Source organism: Lautropia mirabilis, from assembly GCF_900637555.1.
In the GTDB taxonomy this organism is placed as follows: Bacteria; Pseudomonadota; Gammaproteobacteria; order Burkholderiales; family Burkholderiaceae_E; genus Lautropia; species Lautropia mirabilis.
Window position 1 is genome coordinate 1730632 of the sequence record NZ_LR134378.1, and the last position, 15650, is coordinate 1746281.

At 67.5% G+C, this 15650-nt stretch carries 14 protein-coding genes and 1 pseudogene; 6 read left to right on the plus strand and 9 right to left on the minus strand.

The window, feature by feature from the left end:
• Nucleotide 1: 1 nt before the first annotated feature.
• From rbfA to typA, 3 genes and pseudogenes are all read left to right on the plus strand, one after another.
• A pseudogene (rbfA, locus tag EL249_RS06980) lies at nucleotides 2–376 on the plus strand (30S ribosome-binding factor RbfA); the annotation flags it as partial.
• Nucleotides 377–523: 147 nt separating this feature from the next.
• Nucleotides 524–1465, plus strand: coding sequence for a tRNA pseudouridine(55) synthase TruB (gene truB / locus EL249_RS06985; RefSeq protein ID WP_005673482.1), 942 nt, complete (start codon nucleotides 524–526; stop codon nucleotides 1463–1465).
• Between the two features lie 125 nt (nucleotides 1466–1590).
• Nucleotides 1591–3453, plus strand: coding sequence for a translational GTPase TypA (gene typA, locus EL249_RS06990; protein WP_005673481.1), 1863 nt, complete (start codon nucleotides 1591–1593; stop codon nucleotides 3451–3453).
• 119 nt (nucleotides 3454–3572) lie between these two features.
• On the opposite strand, the gene EL249_RS06995 is transcribed toward typA, so the two are convergent.
• From EL249_RS06995 to EL249_RS07005, 3 genes are all read right to left on the minus strand, one after another.
• On the minus strand, nucleotides 3573–5963 hold the full coding sequence (locus EL249_RS06995) for a cytochrome c peroxidase (RefSeq protein ID WP_005673480.1): 2391 nt from the start codon (nucleotides 5961–5963) through the stop codon (nucleotides 3573–3575).
• 387 nt (nucleotides 5964–6350) lie between these two features.
• Nucleotides 6351–7208 (minus strand): NAD(+) diphosphatase, encoded by an 858-nt coding sequence (gene nudC / locus EL249_RS07000; protein WP_005673479.1) that lies wholly within the window; start codon nucleotides 7206–7208, stop codon nucleotides 6351–6353.
• A gap of 108 nt (nucleotides 7209–7316) precedes the next feature.
• A complete protein-coding gene (locus EL249_RS07005) occupies nucleotides 7317–7634 on the minus strand; it encodes a KTSC domain-containing protein (RefSeq protein ID WP_040529845.1) in 318 nt (105 codons plus the stop codon).
• 138 nt (nucleotides 7635–7772) lie between these two features.
• On the opposite strand from EL249_RS07005, the gene EL249_RS07010 reads away from it, so the two are divergent.
• Nucleotides 7773–9176: an amidase gene (locus EL249_RS07010; protein WP_005673477.1), complete on the plus strand. Its 1404-nt coding sequence runs from the start codon at nucleotides 7773–7775 to the stop codon at nucleotides 9174–9176.
• A 220-nt stretch (nucleotides 9177–9396) separates the two neighbouring features.
• On the opposite strand, the gene adk is transcribed toward EL249_RS07010, so the two are convergent.
• From adk to EL249_RS07040, 6 genes are all read right to left on the minus strand, one after another.
• Nucleotides 9397–10053: an adenylate kinase gene (adk, locus tag EL249_RS07015; RefSeq protein ID WP_005673476.1), complete on the minus strand. Its 657-nt coding sequence runs from the start codon at nucleotides 10051–10053 to the stop codon at nucleotides 9397–9399.
• Between the two features lie 100 nt (nucleotides 10054–10153).
• Nucleotides 10154–10984, minus strand: a complete 831-nt coding sequence (gene kdsB, locus EL249_RS07020; protein WP_005673475.1) for a 3-deoxy-manno-octulosonate cytidylyltransferase — start codon at nucleotides 10982–10984, stop codon at nucleotides 10154–10156.
• An 18-nt stretch (nucleotides 10985–11002) separates the two neighbouring features.
• The gene (locus EL249_RS07025; RefSeq protein ID WP_005673474.1) at nucleotides 11003–11206 is read right to left on the minus strand and encodes a Trm112 family protein; all 204 of its coding nucleotides are present in this window, start codon (nucleotides 11204–11206) and stop codon (nucleotides 11003–11005) included.
• Nucleotides 11207–11210: 4 nt separating this feature from the next.
• On the minus strand, nucleotides 11211–12326 hold the full coding sequence (gene lpxK, locus EL249_RS07030; protein ID WP_005673472.1) for a tetraacyldisaccharide 4'-kinase: 1116 nt from the start codon (nucleotides 12324–12326) through the stop codon (nucleotides 11211–11213).
• Nucleotides 12327–12369: 43 nt separating this feature from the next.
• Complete coding sequence (locus EL249_RS07035) at nucleotides 12370–12795, minus strand: ExbD/TolR family protein (RefSeq protein WP_005673471.1); 426 nt, start codon at nucleotides 12793–12795, stop codon at nucleotides 12370–12372.
• Nucleotides 12792–13403 carry a MotA/TolQ/ExbB proton channel family protein gene (locus EL249_RS07040; protein WP_005673470.1) on the minus strand — a complete coding sequence of 204 codons (612 nt, stop codon included), beginning with the start codon at nucleotides 13401–13403 and terminating at the stop codon, nucleotides 12792–12794. The genes EL249_RS07035 and EL249_RS07040 overlap by 4 nt, the downstream gene beginning before the upstream one ends.
• Before the next feature lie 320 nt (nucleotides 13404–13723).
• Here EL249_RS07040 and xseA point away from each other — a divergent pair, with 320 nt between their 5' ends.
• On the plus strand, nucleotides 13724–15163 hold the full coding sequence (gene xseA / locus EL249_RS07045) for an exodeoxyribonuclease VII large subunit (RefSeq protein WP_005673469.1): 1440 nt from the start codon (nucleotides 13724–13726) through the stop codon (nucleotides 15161–15163).
• 195 nt (nucleotides 15164–15358) lie between these two features.
• Nucleotides 15359–15607 carry a GlsB/YeaQ/YmgE family stress response membrane protein gene (locus EL249_RS07050; RefSeq protein WP_005673468.1) on the plus strand — a complete coding sequence of 83 codons (249 nt, stop codon included), beginning with the start codon at nucleotides 15359–15361 and terminating at the stop codon, nucleotides 15605–15607.
• Nucleotides 15608–15650 lie beyond the last annotated feature (43 nt).

A 15650-nucleotide genomic window follows, 5' to 3' on the forward strand; every position in this document is an offset into this window, starting at 1 on the left:
CATGAAACGTAGACCAGGAGCAACGCCCGGGCGGGCGTTGCGCGTGACCGAGCTGCTGCACCAGGAAATTGCCGAGCTGATCCGCACCGAGGTGAAGGATCCCCGGCTGGGTCTGGTGACGGTGACGGGCGTGGATCTGACGCCCGACTATGCGCATGCCACCGTGCATTTCTCGGTGCTGCCCGATGACGATGAACGGGTGGCCGAGACGCTGCGTGGCCTGCGGGCGGCGTCGGGCTTCCTGCGCTCGCTCGTCGGTCGCCGGGTGCGCATCCATACCACGCCTGAGCTGCACTTCGTGCACGATGCTTCCGCCCAGCGGGGCATCGAGATGGGGCGGCTCATCGACGAGGCCAACTCGCGACGGGCGGCCGACGATCCGGGTGACGTGGCGACGGACACTGGGGAAGGCTCGGCCAAGCGGCCCGATAGCGCATCGGCCAGTGCCACCCCTGCAACGGCAGGCCAGGTGTCTGCCCCTGTTGGCGCTGCGCGCCATGACGACTGACCGGACGCACCGCGCTTGAAGGTCCACGGACTGCTGCTGCTCGACAAGCCGCTGGGCCTGTCTTCCAATACGGCCTTGCAGAAGGTGAAGCGCCTGCTGGGCGCGGACAAGGCTGGCCATGGGGGAACACTGGACCCGATGGCCAGCGGGGTTCTGCCGCTGATGTTTGGCGAGGCCTGCAAGCTGGCCGGCGCGGCACTCACGCATGACAAGGCCTACGAGGCCGAGGTCTGCTTCGGCATCACCACGGCCACCGATGACGTGGAAGGCGAGGTGATTTCCCGCTCGGATTCACGCCCCACGCGTGAGGCGCTGCTGGCAGCGCTGCCGCGCTTCATGGGCGTCATCCAGCAGGTACCGCCGGTGTATTCGGCCCTGAAGGTGGGCGGCAAGGCGATGTACCGCCATGCCCGTGAGGGCGCTCCGGTGGCGGCCCAGCCCCGCGAGGTGCGGGTCGATGTCATCGAGCTGCTGGATTTTGACGGTGAGCGGGCGCGTCTGCGCATCGAATGCGGCAGCGGCACCTACATCCGTTCCATTGCCCGCGACCTGGGCGCAGCCCTGGGGTGCGGTGCCCATCTGAGCGGTCTGAGGCGTACTCGCGTTGGCCAGTACCGCGTGCAGGATGCGGTGACGCTGGATGCCTTGCTGGCCGAGGGGCCGACGGCGGCGCAGTCTCATCTGCATGGGCTGCTGGCGCTGGTGGCAGGATGGTCGCAGGCTGAGCTGACGGATGAGCAGGCCCGGCGCTTTGCGCAGGGGCAGGCAGTGCCCTGGCAGACCCCAACGAACCCGAATGCCGATCTCTCGTCGTCGCCCGCCGGGCCCGCCATTGACGCCCCGGAGGGGCAGGTGGCAGTGCTGCATGCTGGCCGACTGGCCGGACTGGCCCGCCAGGTGCCGCAGCCTGATGGCAGCGTGCGTCTGGCGCCACTGCGGGTCATCGTGCCTGACTGATCGTGACTGACTGAACAACATGCCGAGCCGGCCGGGTCTCCCCGACAGGGACGGGATATCCGTGCCGCAAGGACTTTACGAAACGCAACCCCGGTTGCCCTTTTTGATTCGATTCGAGACTGAGCGTGTCTGACACCAACACATCTACAACCCAGCCGATCCGCAACATTGCGATCATCGCGCACGTCGACCACGGCAAGACCACGCTGGTGGATCAGCTGCTGCGTCAGTCCGGTACGTTCCGGGCCAACCAGCAGGTCAACGAGCGGGTGATGGACTCCAACGACCTGGAGCGCGAGCGGGGCATCACCATTCTGGCCAAGAACTGCGCGGTCGAGTACAAGGGCACGCGGATCAACATCGTTGACACCCCGGGACACGCGGACTTCGGCGGCGAGGTGGAGCGTGCGCTGTCGATGGTGGACGGCGTCCTGCTGCTGGTCGACGCCATGGACGGCCCGATGCCGCAGACCCGCTTCGTGACCCGCAAGGCGCTGGCATTGGGCCTGCGGCCCATCGTGGTGGTCAACAAGATCGACCGTCCCGGTGCGCGGCCGCACTGGGTGGTGGACCAGACCTTCGACCTGTTCGACCGTCTGGGCGCCACCGAAGAGCAGCTGGACTTCCCGGTGATTTACGCCTCGGCGCTGGCGGGCTATGCGGTGAACGAAGTGGAAGAGGCCGAGGCTGCCGCAGCGGCGGAGAATCCCAGCATGGCGCCGCTCTTTGACGCCATCCTCTCCCGCGTGCCGGCTCGGGCCGACGATCCGGACGGCCCGCTGCAGTTCCAGATTTCGGCGCTGGACTATTCCAGCTATGTGGGTCGTATCGGTATCGGCCGCATCAACCGCGGCACGCTGCGCGGTGGTGAATCGGTGCTGCTGATGCACGGCGACGAGAAGGCGCCGGTCACCGTGAAGGTGAACCAGGTGCTTCGCTTCCGTGGCCTGGAGCGTGAGGTGGTGCCTTTCGCTCAGGCCGGTGACATCGTGGCCATCAACGGCATCGAGGACATCGACATCGGCTCCACGCTGTGCAAGATCGGCAACCCCGATCCGCTGCCGCTGCTGCGCATCGACGAGCCCACGCTGACCATGGAGTTCCTGGTCAACACCTCGCCGCTGGCCGGCCGCGAGGGCAAGTACGTCACCAGCCGCCAGATCCGGGAGCGTCTGGAGCGCGAGCTGCAGGCCAACGTGGCACTGCGTGTGGAGTTTACTGAGGATGCGGACACCTTCGTGGTGTCGGGCCGTGGCCAGCTGCACCTGACCATCCTGCTGGAGAACATGCGTCGCGAGGGCTACGAGCTGGCGGTGTCGCGACCCAAGCCGCGTCTGCAGGTGGTGGATGGCGAGCGTCAGGAGCCCTATGAGGCGCTGACGATGGACCTGGAGGAAGAGCACCAGGGCGCCGTGATGGAGGCGCTGGGTCGCCGCCGTGGCGAGCTGCAGAACATGGAGCCGGACGGCAAGGGCCGGGTGCGTCTGGAATACCGTGTGCCGGCCCGTGGCCTGATCGGCTTCCAGAACGAGTTCCTGAACATGACGCGCGGTACCGGCATCATGAGCCACGTCTTCGAGGAATACGGCCCGTGGGCAGGCGAGATCGAGGGGCGCCGCCAGGGTGTGCTGATCTCGCAGGATGACGGGGCGGCCGTGGCCTATGCGCTCTGGAAGCTGCAGGACCGGGGCCGGATGTTCGTCAAGCCCAACGATGCGCTGTACGAGGGCATGATCATCGGCATCCACACGCGTGACAATGATCTGGTGGTCAACCCGATCCGTGAGAAGAAGCTGACCAACGTGCGCGCTTCGGGCAAGGACGAGGCCATCAACCTGACGCCGCCCATCGAGCTGACGCTGGAAAAGGCTGTGGAATTCATCGCCGAGGACGAGCTGGTGGAGATCACGCCCAAGAGCATCCGCCTGCGCAAGCGTCACCTGAAGGAGCACGAGCGTCGTCGCGCCAGCCGCGAAGGCGAGGCCTGATTTTCTTCCGGTAGCTGCTGTCGTTCCCGGCGGCAGCTTCGCCCCAAACGGAAATGGCCCCTGTCGGGGCCATTTTCATGTCTGCGGCAATCATCGCTGCAGCAGTTCTGGGGCCGTGCTTACTGTCCGTTGCCGATCTGGCGGACGTAGGCGGCCAGGCTGCTCAGTTCTGCGGCCGTGAAGGTGTTGGTGTTGTGCGCCTGGATGGCCGCTTCCAGCGTGTCGGCCGAACCGTCGTGCAGGTAGGGGGCGGTGTACCAGGCGTCACGCAGACCGGGGGCGACCAGGCCGGTCAGGGCCTCGCCCTGCACCTTGCCGCTGGCAGGCTTCAGCGTGCCGATGTCGTGACGGGTCAGCCCGTCACCCCCCAGGTCGGCATTGCTGTGGCAGGTGGTGCAGCCTTTGCTGGCAAACAGTGATTCGCCGACTTTTGCGCTGGCTGTCAGGCTGCGGTCGCTGTTGCGGTAGGGGCTGGGGGCATAGCGGTTCAGGCTGTTTACATAGGCGGCCAGGGCATCCAGGTCGTCCGACTGGCCCGCCTTGGGGGTGCCCAGCGGCAGGCTGCGGCCGTTCAGCTCGAAGCTGCCGATGGGCATCAGCCCGCTGCCGCCGCCCAGCGCACGGATCTGCTGCTCGAAGTCCTGCACCTCGTCGAAGTTGCCGCTCCAGTGCAGGCGGGCCTTCTTGCCCCCGTGGCCCTGCAGCGAGATTGTCTTGCGCAGGCCTTCGCCCAGGCTGCTCATGTCCCAGACACGGCCATCGCCGTAGCCTTCGCTGTGGCAGCTGGCGCAGCTCATGTAGCGGTCTCGTGCCAGACGCGGGTCGCGGGCGTCGTGGAAGAGCTCCTTGCCGCGTTTCAGCTGGGCCGGCATCCGCTCGGCGCTCTTCAGCGTACCGGTGGCCGTGGCGGGCAGGATGGCCCGGGGCTCGTCATTGGCCAGCGCGCTGATGTCGAAGAAGCTGACGGTACGCGACATCACGTTGCTGATGGCTGCCTGCTTGCCATCGGGCGAGACGGCGATGCCCTGGGGCGTGCGCTGCACGTCCAGCCGACGCACCTCGGTACCGGTGGCTGCATTGAGGATGCTGATCTCGCGCGAGGTTTCCAGCGCTACCAGCACGTATCGGCCATCCGGCGTGTAGGTGGCGGCACTGGCCTGGCCGCTGTTGTCCACGTCATAGCGTCGCGCGGGCCGTTCGGCCGGTGTGGCAGCCTGCAGGTCCAGGTTGGACACGATGGCGCGCACAGTGCTCTGGAAGTCCAGCGGCTGGCCGTCACGGCCCTGGCCGCGCTGGATGTTGTCCTGCTTGGAGGGAATCCAGGCCGAGCGGCCATCCGGCGAGATGGCGGCGGCGCCCAGGTAGTTGGGCAGGCCGCGTCCCTGGATGGGCGTGTCTTCCAGCGTGCTGACTGCCAGCGGGATCGTGCGCTGCAGCGTGGCACGGGCGGGGTCGATCAGCAGGACTTCGCCACCCCGGAAGCCGGTACCGCGGGTACGGGGCGTGAGGGTGCTTTCGCCAGGCAGGGCAGGCGTGATGAAGCGGCTTGCCAGCAGGCGCTTGCTGTCGGCAATGATGGCCAGGTGCCGGACCTCGGGGCCCAGTGCCATGCGCTGCTTGAGCTGGTGGGTGACGGGGTCGAACTGCAGCAGCTCCTGAGAGCCCAGCGTGCTGACCCAGATGCCGCTGCCATCAGGGGCAGCCACCACGCCGTAGGGCTGGGTGGCGATGCCCAGCGTGATGCGGGTGGCCACGGTCATCGTGGCCGGATCAATGATGCTGATGCTGCCGCTGTGTCGGTTGGTCACCCAGACATGGCCGGCATTGTCGATGGCCAGCGTGCGCGGACCGTGCTCGGTGGCCGGCTTTTCCGGGGCGGTCTCGGTCCGTCCGGAGACGGTCAGCGGGATCTCGCGCAGCAGTGTCCGGGTCTTGCTGTCCAGCACGCTCACGCTGTCCTGGTCGGGGTTGATGACCCAGATGCGCGGCGGGTCCTGCCGGTCATAGGCGATGGACGTGGAGCCCTGCGGCAGGCGCAGGCTGGCCGGGTTGGCAGCTGCAGACGGACCGCGCACCTGGCCCAGGATGCGCACGATGGCGGCCGTGGGCTTCTGCGACTTCGGGTCGGCATCGTTGCCGGGCAGATTGAGTGGCGTGATGCTGACCGGGGCGTCCGAAGCGCCGCTTCCCGTGTTGCCGGATCCGTTACCGGTGCCTGGGGTGCTGGTTGATCCGCCGGTTGTACCGTTCTGGTTGCCGTTGCCCGCGCTGCTCTGGGAGCTGTTGCCACTCGCTGCGTTACCGCCCGCCACGCTGCCCTGGCCACGGCTGTCGCTGCTGGTGCCGTTCTGGGGGCCAGTTTCGTTGTGTCCTTGCGTGCCGTGGCCGTTCGTGCCTGGGGTGACGGAGGGCGTGATGGGTGTCACGGCCTGGGGATCGGGGTTGGTGTTCACGGCGCTACCACCACCACCACCGCAGGCGGCCAGCGCACTGCAGACCATCAGGGCCATGAGGCTACGCGTCAGCGGCTGGCGACGGTCCGCCCGTGAGGTCGAGCGTACAGTAAGAGGCGTTGGCCGGGACGCGTCGGCGTCAAGCCAGCCCCCGGCGCCGGATGAACCGGCTGCCGATTCAGGGTGAGCGGAGGAGGGAACGTGAGTGACGAAGGCGCGGGATGACTGCACGGAAGCTTTCCTGCCATGGCCGTTTGGATGTCACGGCACTATGCGTCAGAAAAGCGACAGCACACAGGAGCTATGGCACAGAAGGTCGACATTGGCGCCGCAGTCGGTGCGGAAGGACAGGGGGCGGGGATGGAAGGAAACAGGCGGACAATCCGAGGGCGGGCTGCTCGGGGTGTGGCATAGGGGGCTGGAGTGATCCGCCGGTGTGACCGTTCAGCGCGAACGGCCTTGCCGAAGCTGATGTGCCACGTGCTCCACCAGCGCGCGCGAGATGCTGACATTGGCGGGCGGCAGGTCGGGCAGGGTGTCGGGGGTGAACCAGCGGGCGTCGCGGATCTCGGTCGGGTCGACGTGGATGTCGCCGGCCAGCCATTCGGCGGTGAAGGCGATCATCAGCGAATGGGGGAAGGGCCAGCTCTGGCTGCCGAAATAGCGCGGGCGATGCACCTGGATGCCCACTTCTTCGGCCACTTCCCGGTGGATGGCGGCCTCGACCGATTCGCCGGCTTCCAGAAAGCCTGCCAAGGCGCTGTAGCGTCCGGGCGGAAAATTGACGTTGCTGGCCAGCAGCAGCTCGTGACCGCGGGTGACCAGTACCATCATGGCGGGCGAGATGCGCGGGTAGTTGCGCAGGCCGCAGCGGGGGCACTGCATGGCACGTTCGCCCGGCACGCGCACGGTGGGCACGCCACAGGCGCCGCACCAGCGGTGGGTGCGCACCCATTCCAGCAGCTGGCTGGCCTGCATGGCGATGGAGGTCAGGTCATCCGGCAGGCGGCCGAACCACTGGCGCAGGCCCTGGGCCTCCCAGCCGGGGGGCAGGGGCGGCGGGGGATTGGGCAACGAGACGGCCAGACAGGGACGCCCCCGGTAGCGGCCAACGCTCTCGCAGGTGGTCCAGGCGTTCAGCAGGGAACCATAGTCGCCGGCCGTCAGCGCCGGTGGGCCGTCACTGCGCTGGACGAGGGTATGGCCGGCGAATAGCAGGATGATGGCGTCGGGATCGGACAGCATGGCCCCTGGCGCAGCGCGCGAGGGGGAGAGGTCGTACGCGTCGGGCAGTTGCAGCATGCCCGGATGCCCAAGGCCTGACCATGCTTCGGGCGTGTCGGGTTGGGTTGGAGGCGAGGCTGGCCGTGACACCCCGGTCGGTGTCGGCGTCGTGTCTTCAGCCACGATTCAGGCTTTGTCCGGCTGCTGAAAGAGCTGCTCCAGCTTCTGGCGGGCGGCGTCGGCGACGGGGTCGCTTTCCATCAGGGGCGGAAGTTTCTCCATCCGCACCTGGGTCATCGGATACTCTTCGGCGATGCGATCTTCCCAGAAGGTGGCGGGATTCTGGGCGGTGAAGAAACGGCGCGCCACGTCGGCCGGCAGGCTGCGATAGCTGCGCAGCATGCCATCCTGGAAGGCGATCTCCAGGGTCTGGCGGTTCTCGTCGTAGGCGGCCGACCGTATCTTGCTGGTGTTCAGGGCGCGGTGTGGCTGCTGGTACTTCATCGATCGGGATCCTTGCAAACAGTCTTCATAATACGCTTCTGTCTGGTCACTGTCCGCAATTCGGGAGTTCGTCTTCATATGGTGTCTGATCTGCATTTTTCGGGAGTCCGGGCCTCAGATAACTCGGGGGCTGCGAGCATGTCGCTGCGGCGGCAGGCCGATGCGTTGCGGGCCGGAAAGCGTTCGCTGACCGACGAACTGGCCCTTCTGAAGGCGCGGGCAGCCGAGACAGCGGCGCTGCGGCCGCTGGCCTGGGTGGACTGGGAGCGTGCCGCGCGAGAGGCGCAGGTGCTGACCGACCAGATCGGACGGGAGCCCGACCGTGCCGCACAGCGGCTGCTGCTGGGCGCCTGGATCAGCGTGAAGGATCTGTTCCAGCTGGAAGGCGCACCCATGAAGGCGGGCACCGAGGCGACACTGCCGCCGATGTCAGCGGCATCCAGTGCAGTGGTGCAGCGGCTGCAGGCCGCCGGTGCACTGGTCTTTGCCAAGACCAACATGCACGAGATCGCGTTGGGGGCCACGGGCGAGAACCCCTGGACCGGGGATGTCTGCAACCCGCATGATCCGGCACGGCAATCCGGCGGCTCGTCCAGCGGTTCGGGCGTGGCCGTGGCGGTGGGGCTGGGCAGCGCGTCCATCGGCAGCGATACGGGCGGCTCCATCCGCATTCCGTCGGCCTTCTGTGGCGTGGTGGGCTTCAAACCCACGGTGGGCAGCGTCTCGCTGGCCGGTGCCTTGCCGCTGTCCTGGACCTGCGATCATGCCGGCCCGCTGGCGCGGAGCGTGCAGGATGCCGCGCTGCTGCACCAGGTGCTGTCCGGGCGCAGTCTGGCGCACGGCCGGGTGGCCCGACGGCCGCGGCTGGGCGTGCCCCGTCGCTGGCTGGAGGCGCGTCTGGATGCAGGCACGCATGCCCACTTCGAGGCCCTGCTGGCGCTGCTGGCCACACAGGCGGATCTGGTGGATGCCGAACCCCATGACATGGACCTGCCGTGGCGCCATTACACGCCCATCGTGCGGGCCGAGGCGGCACGGGTCCACCATGCGGCGCTGGCTGAGGGGGGCCAGGGGTTTTCAGCGGGAGTGCTGACGCCGTTGCAGGCGGGGGCCGCGCTGTCGGCGCAGGACTATATTGCGGCACTGCAGGCGCGCAGCGCCTACATGGCCGAGCTGGATGCCGTGCTGGCGGGGGTGGATGCGCTGGTGCTGCCCACGTCGGCCATCGTCACGCCGCTGCGTGGGCAGGATGACGCACCCACCCGGCACGGCCGACTGATGGTCCGCGAGGCGGTGCTGGGCCAGACGCTGCCGTTCTCCTTTGCCGGCGTGCCGGCCATCAGCCTGCCGGCGGGTCACATCTGGCTGGAGAAGGGGCATTCGCCGAAGGATGGGCCGGCGCAGGGACAGGGCGGCCCGGTGGCCATGCCCTTCGGCCTGCAGCTGGTGGGCGGCCGGGGTGCCGATGCCAGCCTGCTGGCGCTGGCTGCCTGGGTGGAAGCGCAGCTGGCGCAGGCGCCAACTGTCGAGACTAGGCGCTAAAAAGCAAGAAGCGAGCGCTACTCTGCGGGGCAGTGGGGCCATCACTGTGCGGTGTGCAGCCCTCCCCGAATAAGCCCCCAGGGGAGCGCATACCAGGAGGGAACGCCCGAGAAGGCGGCCACCACCAGGAGAAAGGCTGCAAAAAAACGGACACCGACGACGGCTCGTGGTGCCCGTGATGGGAGGACGCCGGGCATGACCCTGGCGTCAGCCGGTGGGATCAGCTGACCAGCGCAGCCTGCACACGGGCGCGGATCTCTTCCAGCGTGCCCACGCCTTCCAGCGCGTGGTAGCGGGGGGCCGCTGCGTCGCCGGTGCGAGCCCATTCCTGGTAGTAGTCGACCAGCGGGCGGGTCTGCTGCTGATAGACCTCCAGGCGCTTCCGAACCACGTCCTCGCGGTCGTCGTCACGCTGGGTCAGGGGTTCACCCGTCACGTCGTCCTTGCCTTCCACCTTGGGCGGGTTGAAGCGGATGTGATAGCTGCGACCGCTGGGCTGGTGGACGCGCCGTCCGCTCATGCGCTCGATGATGTCGGCGTCCGGCACCTTCAGTTCCACCACGTGCTCCAGCCGGATGCCGGATTCGCGCAGGGCTTCGGCCTGCGGGATGGTACGCGGGAAACCGTCGAACAGGTAGCCGTTCTGACAGTCGGGCTGCTTCAGCCGTTCCTTCACCAGGCCGATGATGATGTCGTCGGACACCAGCTTGCCCTGGTCCATCACTTCCTTGGCGGCCTTGCCCAGCTCGGTGCCGGCCTTGATGGCGGCACGCAACATGTCGCCCGTGGAGATCTGGGGAATGCCGAACTGGCTGGTGATGAAGCCGGCCTGAGTACCTTTGCCAGCGCCCGGAGGGCCAAGAAGAATCAGTCGCATGGAGGAAGTTCCTGTTGAAAAGATACGATTCCTTCCATTGTAGCGCCCCAGCGCCACACAGCCTGTGCGGCGCTGGGACACGGAACTGTCAGGCTGCGCGTCAGTGGGTGCCGTGTCCCAGCCGTGCCCGGACCCGTTCCAGGTCGGCAGGTGTGTCCACGCCGGCGGGCGGCGCATCGTCGGTGTGCAGCAGCTTGATGCGGTAGCCGTGGTGCAGCACCCTTAGCTGCTCCAGCGCCTCGATGTCTTCCAGCGCGCAGGGATCCAGCTGCGCATAGCGTGTGAGGAAGCGGCTGCGATAGGCATACATGCCGATGTGCCGCAGGGGCTGGGCCGCCTCAAAGGCCTGCCGGGCCTGCGGGGTGCCGGCATCCAGCCCCCAGGCCAGATGGCTGCGCGACCAGGGCAGGGGGGCACGGGAGAACAGCAGGGCGCGTTCCTCGGCGTCGGCCACCACCTTCACCACATTGGGGTTGAGCCAGTCGGCCACCGACTGCACGGGATGCACGGCCGTGGCCATCGGGCATTCCGGGTCGCTGGCCAGGCAGCTGGCCAGGGCATCGATGAGGGCCGGCGGAATCTCGGGCTCGTCCCCCTGCACGTTGACCACGATGGTGTCTTCGGCCAGTTCCATCAGCGTGATGGCCTCGGCCAGCCGCTCGGTGCCCGAGGCGTGGTCGGCGCGGGTCATGATGGCTTCGTGCCCATGGGCGCGGGCCACGTCGGCAATCCGGGGGCTGTCAGTGGCGATGGCGACCCGGATGGCCTGCGAGCGTCGGGCCTGGTTGGCCACGCGCACGACCATGGGAATGCCGGCGATGTCGGCCAGCGGCTTGTCGGGCAGGCGGGTGGACGCCAGCCGGGCCGGGATGAGGACGACGAAGGAAGGCGTGGCGGCCGGTGCCGCCTGGGCAGGGGACCCGGAGCTCATGGTCGTGCCGCTCCGGTTTCAGCCGGCCGTGCCGGCGGCAGGTGCCGGTGTCACGCTGCCATCGGCCGCCAGGTGCCCGGCTTCCTCGACGATCATGACCGGAACGCCGTCACGGATGGGGAACACCAGGCGGTCTGCCTTGCAGGTGAGGGTCTGCTGCTGGCGGTCGTGGGCGAGCGGCCCCTTGCACAGCGGGCAGACGAGAATGTCGAGAGCCATCATGGTGTCAATGCGCAGAAGAAGGTGTCGATGGGCAGCAGGCTGTCGTGGCCAGCTGCTGATCGAGCCATTCTAGCAGCGCCGGATCGAGGACGGCCCGGATATCGAGCACCCGGCAGCGCGCCTGCAGCGCTGGGGGGAAGTCGACGCACTTCACGGCATCCTTGGCCGTCATGATCACCAAGGGCTCGGGAAGCGTGGCCAGCCACGCCGGGTCGATGTGGGCATGGTCAGGCAACGGATACTCGGTGATGTCCAGGCCCAGCGCGCGCAGCGAATCGAAGAAGCGCTCGGGGCGCGAGATGCCGGCCACGGCCGCCAGCCGCTGCCCGGCCATGGTGGCCACGAAATCGTTCGGTGCCCAGTGCTGGCTGCCATCCAGAGTGCGGATGCCGGCCAGCTCGGTGCGGATCCCGAAGCGGGGCGGGGCCGATGTCCGGCTGCCTTCGGGCGACGCGCTTGTGCTCGCCGATTGGGGCGATGTCGCCGGCACCAGCAGTGCATCCACGTGGGCCAGGCGCTCGGCGGGCTCGCGTAGCGGTCCGGCCGGCAGGCAGCGGCCGTTGCCCAGACCCAGCGGGTGCATCATCACCAGCTCCAGCCGGCGGGGCAGGGTCACGTGCTGCAGTCCGTCGTCCGAGATCACCACGTCCAGGTCGGGATGGTGCGAGACAAGAAGATCCAGCGCAGCCTTGCGCCGGGCGCCCACGCCCACGGGCAGGCCGGTCTCGATGGCCAGCAGCAGGGCCTCGTCGCCGGCCTCGGCAGCGGGCGTGTTGCGGTCGATGAGAAGGGGCGTATCAGAGGAGGCCCGGTAGCCGCGGGCCAGCAGGCCCACCTTCAGACCCCGTTCGTGCAGGGCACGGGCCAGGGCGATGACCAGTGGCGTCTTGCCCGAGCCACCCACCACCACGTTGCCCACCACCACCACGGCCGGGCGGCCTGTGGCAGTGTGTTCGATCTGTGCGGCCCGTCGGCGGGCCAGGGTTGCCACCAGCCAGGACAGCGGCAGCAGCAGCGGGGCCAGCAGCCAGGCCAGCAGGCGGTCGGCGCCACGGGTCTGGTTGAACCAGACCCGCAGCAGCCAGGCTTCCAGCCGGCGGCGCAGCCCCTCGGTCTTCAAGGCGCCACCCGTCCCATGGGGGCGCTTAAACTGGTGCGGCCCGTCACTGGGCCGACTGCTTCGTCTTGGTGGCGAAGCTCACGCGCGGCAGACCGGCGATGCGGGCGCTTTCCATGACGTTCACCACCGACTGGTGGGAAGCAGCGGCATCGGCATGCACGACGACGATGGGGTTCTGACGATCACCGGCAGCACGGCCCAGCACGCTGGCCAGCATGTTGGCATCGGCATGGCCCACCACTTCGTTGTCCACCCGGTACTGTCCGTCGGCCGTCACGGCCACGATGATCTGCACCGGTGCTTCCGGCGTTTCCTTGCCGGCGGCCGACGGCAGGTCCACGGCCAGCTCGCGGTAGCGGTTGTAGGTGGTGGTGACCATCAGGAAGATGAGGATCACCAGCAGCAGGTCGATGAGCGGGATGAAGTTGATTTCCGGCTCTTCACGCCGGATGGAACGCCGAAAGTTCAATGCCGGCCCCCGATTCCTTTGATCACGTCCACCAGGCGCAGCGACTGCTGCTCCATTTCCACCAGGAAGTCGTCAACCCGGCTGCGGAAGCCCCGGTAGGCCAGCAGGGCCGGAATGGCCACGCCGATACCGAAGGCCGTGTTGTAGAGGGCGATCGAGATGCCGTGAGCCAGCTGGGTCGGATCGTTGCCGCTGGGGGCCTGCGAGCCGAAAATCTCGATCATGCCGATGACGGTGCCGAACAGGCCCAGCAGCGGGGCCACCGTGGCCAGCGTGCCCAGCGTGGGCAGGAAGCGCTCCAGATCATGCGCCACGGCACGACCGGTCTCTTCCATGGCGTCCTTGATCATGTCGCGCGACTCGAACTCATGCCGCAGCCCGGTGGCCAGCACCCGGCCCAGCGGCGAGGAGCGTTCCACACGCGTCACCATCTCGGCATTGAGCTGCCGGTTGCGGTGCAGGTTGACCACTTCTTCCAGCATGCCGGGCGGAAGGATCTTGCGGCGTTGCAGCGTGATCGCCCGTTCGACGATCAGGGCAACCGTGGCGATCGAGGCGAGGATCAGAAACCAGATGGGCCAGCCAGCGGCCTGGATGATGGAGAACAAGGGAACACACTCCGGAAGGGTAGAACTTTCGCGGGACGCGAACGCCGGGATTGTCGGTTTTTTTGTTTGGGGTCGGCAAGTGTGGCACGCAACCTGCAACGGCCTGTGCAAAGACCTGTGGACAACTCTGTGGGCAGCTGCATTCCATCCCGTAATTACAGATGCAGGCGCAGGAAAGTAATTCAGGCGTGCTCAAGGCTGGATATGGAAATTCCTTTATCATTCAATGTGTTGGCGATGTGGAAGGGGGGCGGTTCCCGTACCGCTCCGGCCCCTGCCATCTACAGAAAGCGTTGGCTTTTGTGTGGATAAAAGTACCGATGAAACAACAGGAAAGCGCTTTTACAGCCTCTTCGCAGCCTTTTACGGGCGAGCAGGCACTGACAGTCGGCCAGCTCAACCGGATGGCTGGTCGTCTGCTGCAGGACACGTTCGGCACCGTGCGGGTGGTGGGCGAGCTGTCCAACTTCACGCGGGCGGCCAGCGGCCACTGGTACTTCACGCTGAAGGAAACCGGTGCCGCCGTGCGCGCCGTCATGTTTCGCATGTCGGCACAGCGTGTGGGTTTCGTGCCGCGCGAGGGCGATCGTGTCGAAGTGGTGGCCCGTGTCACGCTCTACGAGGCGCGCGGTGACTTCCAGCTGGGCGTCGAGCGCATGCAGCTGGCCGGCGCAGGTAATGTCTGGCAGCGCTTCGCGCGGCTGAAGACGCTGCTGGCGGCCGAAGGGTTGTTCGACCCCGGACGCAAGCAGCTGCTGCCGCCCTACATCCATACCGTTGGCGTCATCAGCTCATTGAAGGCCGCGGCGCTTCAGGACGTGCTCACCACACTGCGCCGGCGCGCCCCACAGCTGCGCGTCATCATCTACCCGGCCAGCGTGCAAGGGCAGCAGGCGCCGGCTGAACTGCTGGCCGCCGTCGAGGCCGCCGAGGCGCGGCTGGAATGCGACGTGCTGCTGCTGGTGCGCGGCGGGGGATCCTTCGAGGATCTGGACGCCTTCAACGACGAGACACTGGCCCGGCGGCTGGCCCGCTGCACGCTGCCGGTGGTCAGCGGTGTCGGCCATGAATCCGACTTCACCATCTGCGACTTCGTGGCCGATGTGCGGGCCCCGACGCCCACGGCGGCGGCCGAGCTCGTCAGCACCGACCGGCGCGAGAGCCTGCAGCGGCTGCGTCACCAGCGCGTGCGGCTGCAGCAGGTCATGCAGCGCCAGCTGGAGCGGCTGGAGCAGCGCCTGGACATGGCCGAGCGCCTGCTGCGTTCACCCGCACGGCAGCTGCAGGCCCATGGTCAGCGGCTGGAACAGCTGGCAGAACGGCTGCAGCGGTGGCCGTTGCAGGAACTGCCCCGGCAGGAGATGCGCGTGGAGCGCCTGGCCGAGCGCCTGCAACGGGCCATGACCAGCCGGCTGGTCGAGAGCCAAGGGCGCTGGCAGCGTGCGGCCGACACCCTGAGGCCGCCCTCGACCGCTGCGGCCGGATTCCGTCTGGCTCAGGCCGAGCAGCGCCTGGCGCATGCCGCCCGCGGCTGCTGGCAGCGTGCTGCCGCCCGGCTGGAGATGGCCGAGAACAGCCTGGCACTCATCAGCCCGCTGGCCGTGCTGGGACGGGGCTACGCGCTGGTGCGCGATGCTGACGGCCACCTGCTGACCACGGTCGACGAGGCCCGTCCCGGCGGGCAGGTCGAAGTGCGTCTGCAGGATGGCAGCCTGCAGGCGACCGTCGATATGATCATTTCTAACCATTCGTCGGGTTGAAGTGTGGGAAGATGCGCCCATCTACACATCAGTGGCGCTTTTGCCACGGTAGGTTGGGGTGCTGTTCGACCCGTGGCTGGTGCCTGTCCGGCGCTCAGTCTGTGGCCTGTCATGCCTGCTTTCCGCAGGTGTGCAGTTCCTGTCCGGACCTTCTTCCGGTCCGTTTCCTTCCTTTCACTTCAGAGGAACACTCGTATGGCTCTCATCCAGATGTTCGTTGTCGGCCTGGTCATTGGCCTCCTCGCCCGCGCCATCATGCCCGGCACCCAGAAACTCGGCTGGATCATGACGGCCATCCTCGGTATCGTTGGTTCCGCCCTGGCCAACTTCGTGGGCGGCGCCATGCACTTCTACGAGCCGGGCCAGACGGCCGGCTGGATCGCCTCGGTCATTGGCGCCATCGTTGTGCTGGCCGTGGTGGGCAAGCTCTCCAACAAGGGCTGATCCCGCACGAATGGGCCGGCCATGACCTGTGGCCGGTCCTTGA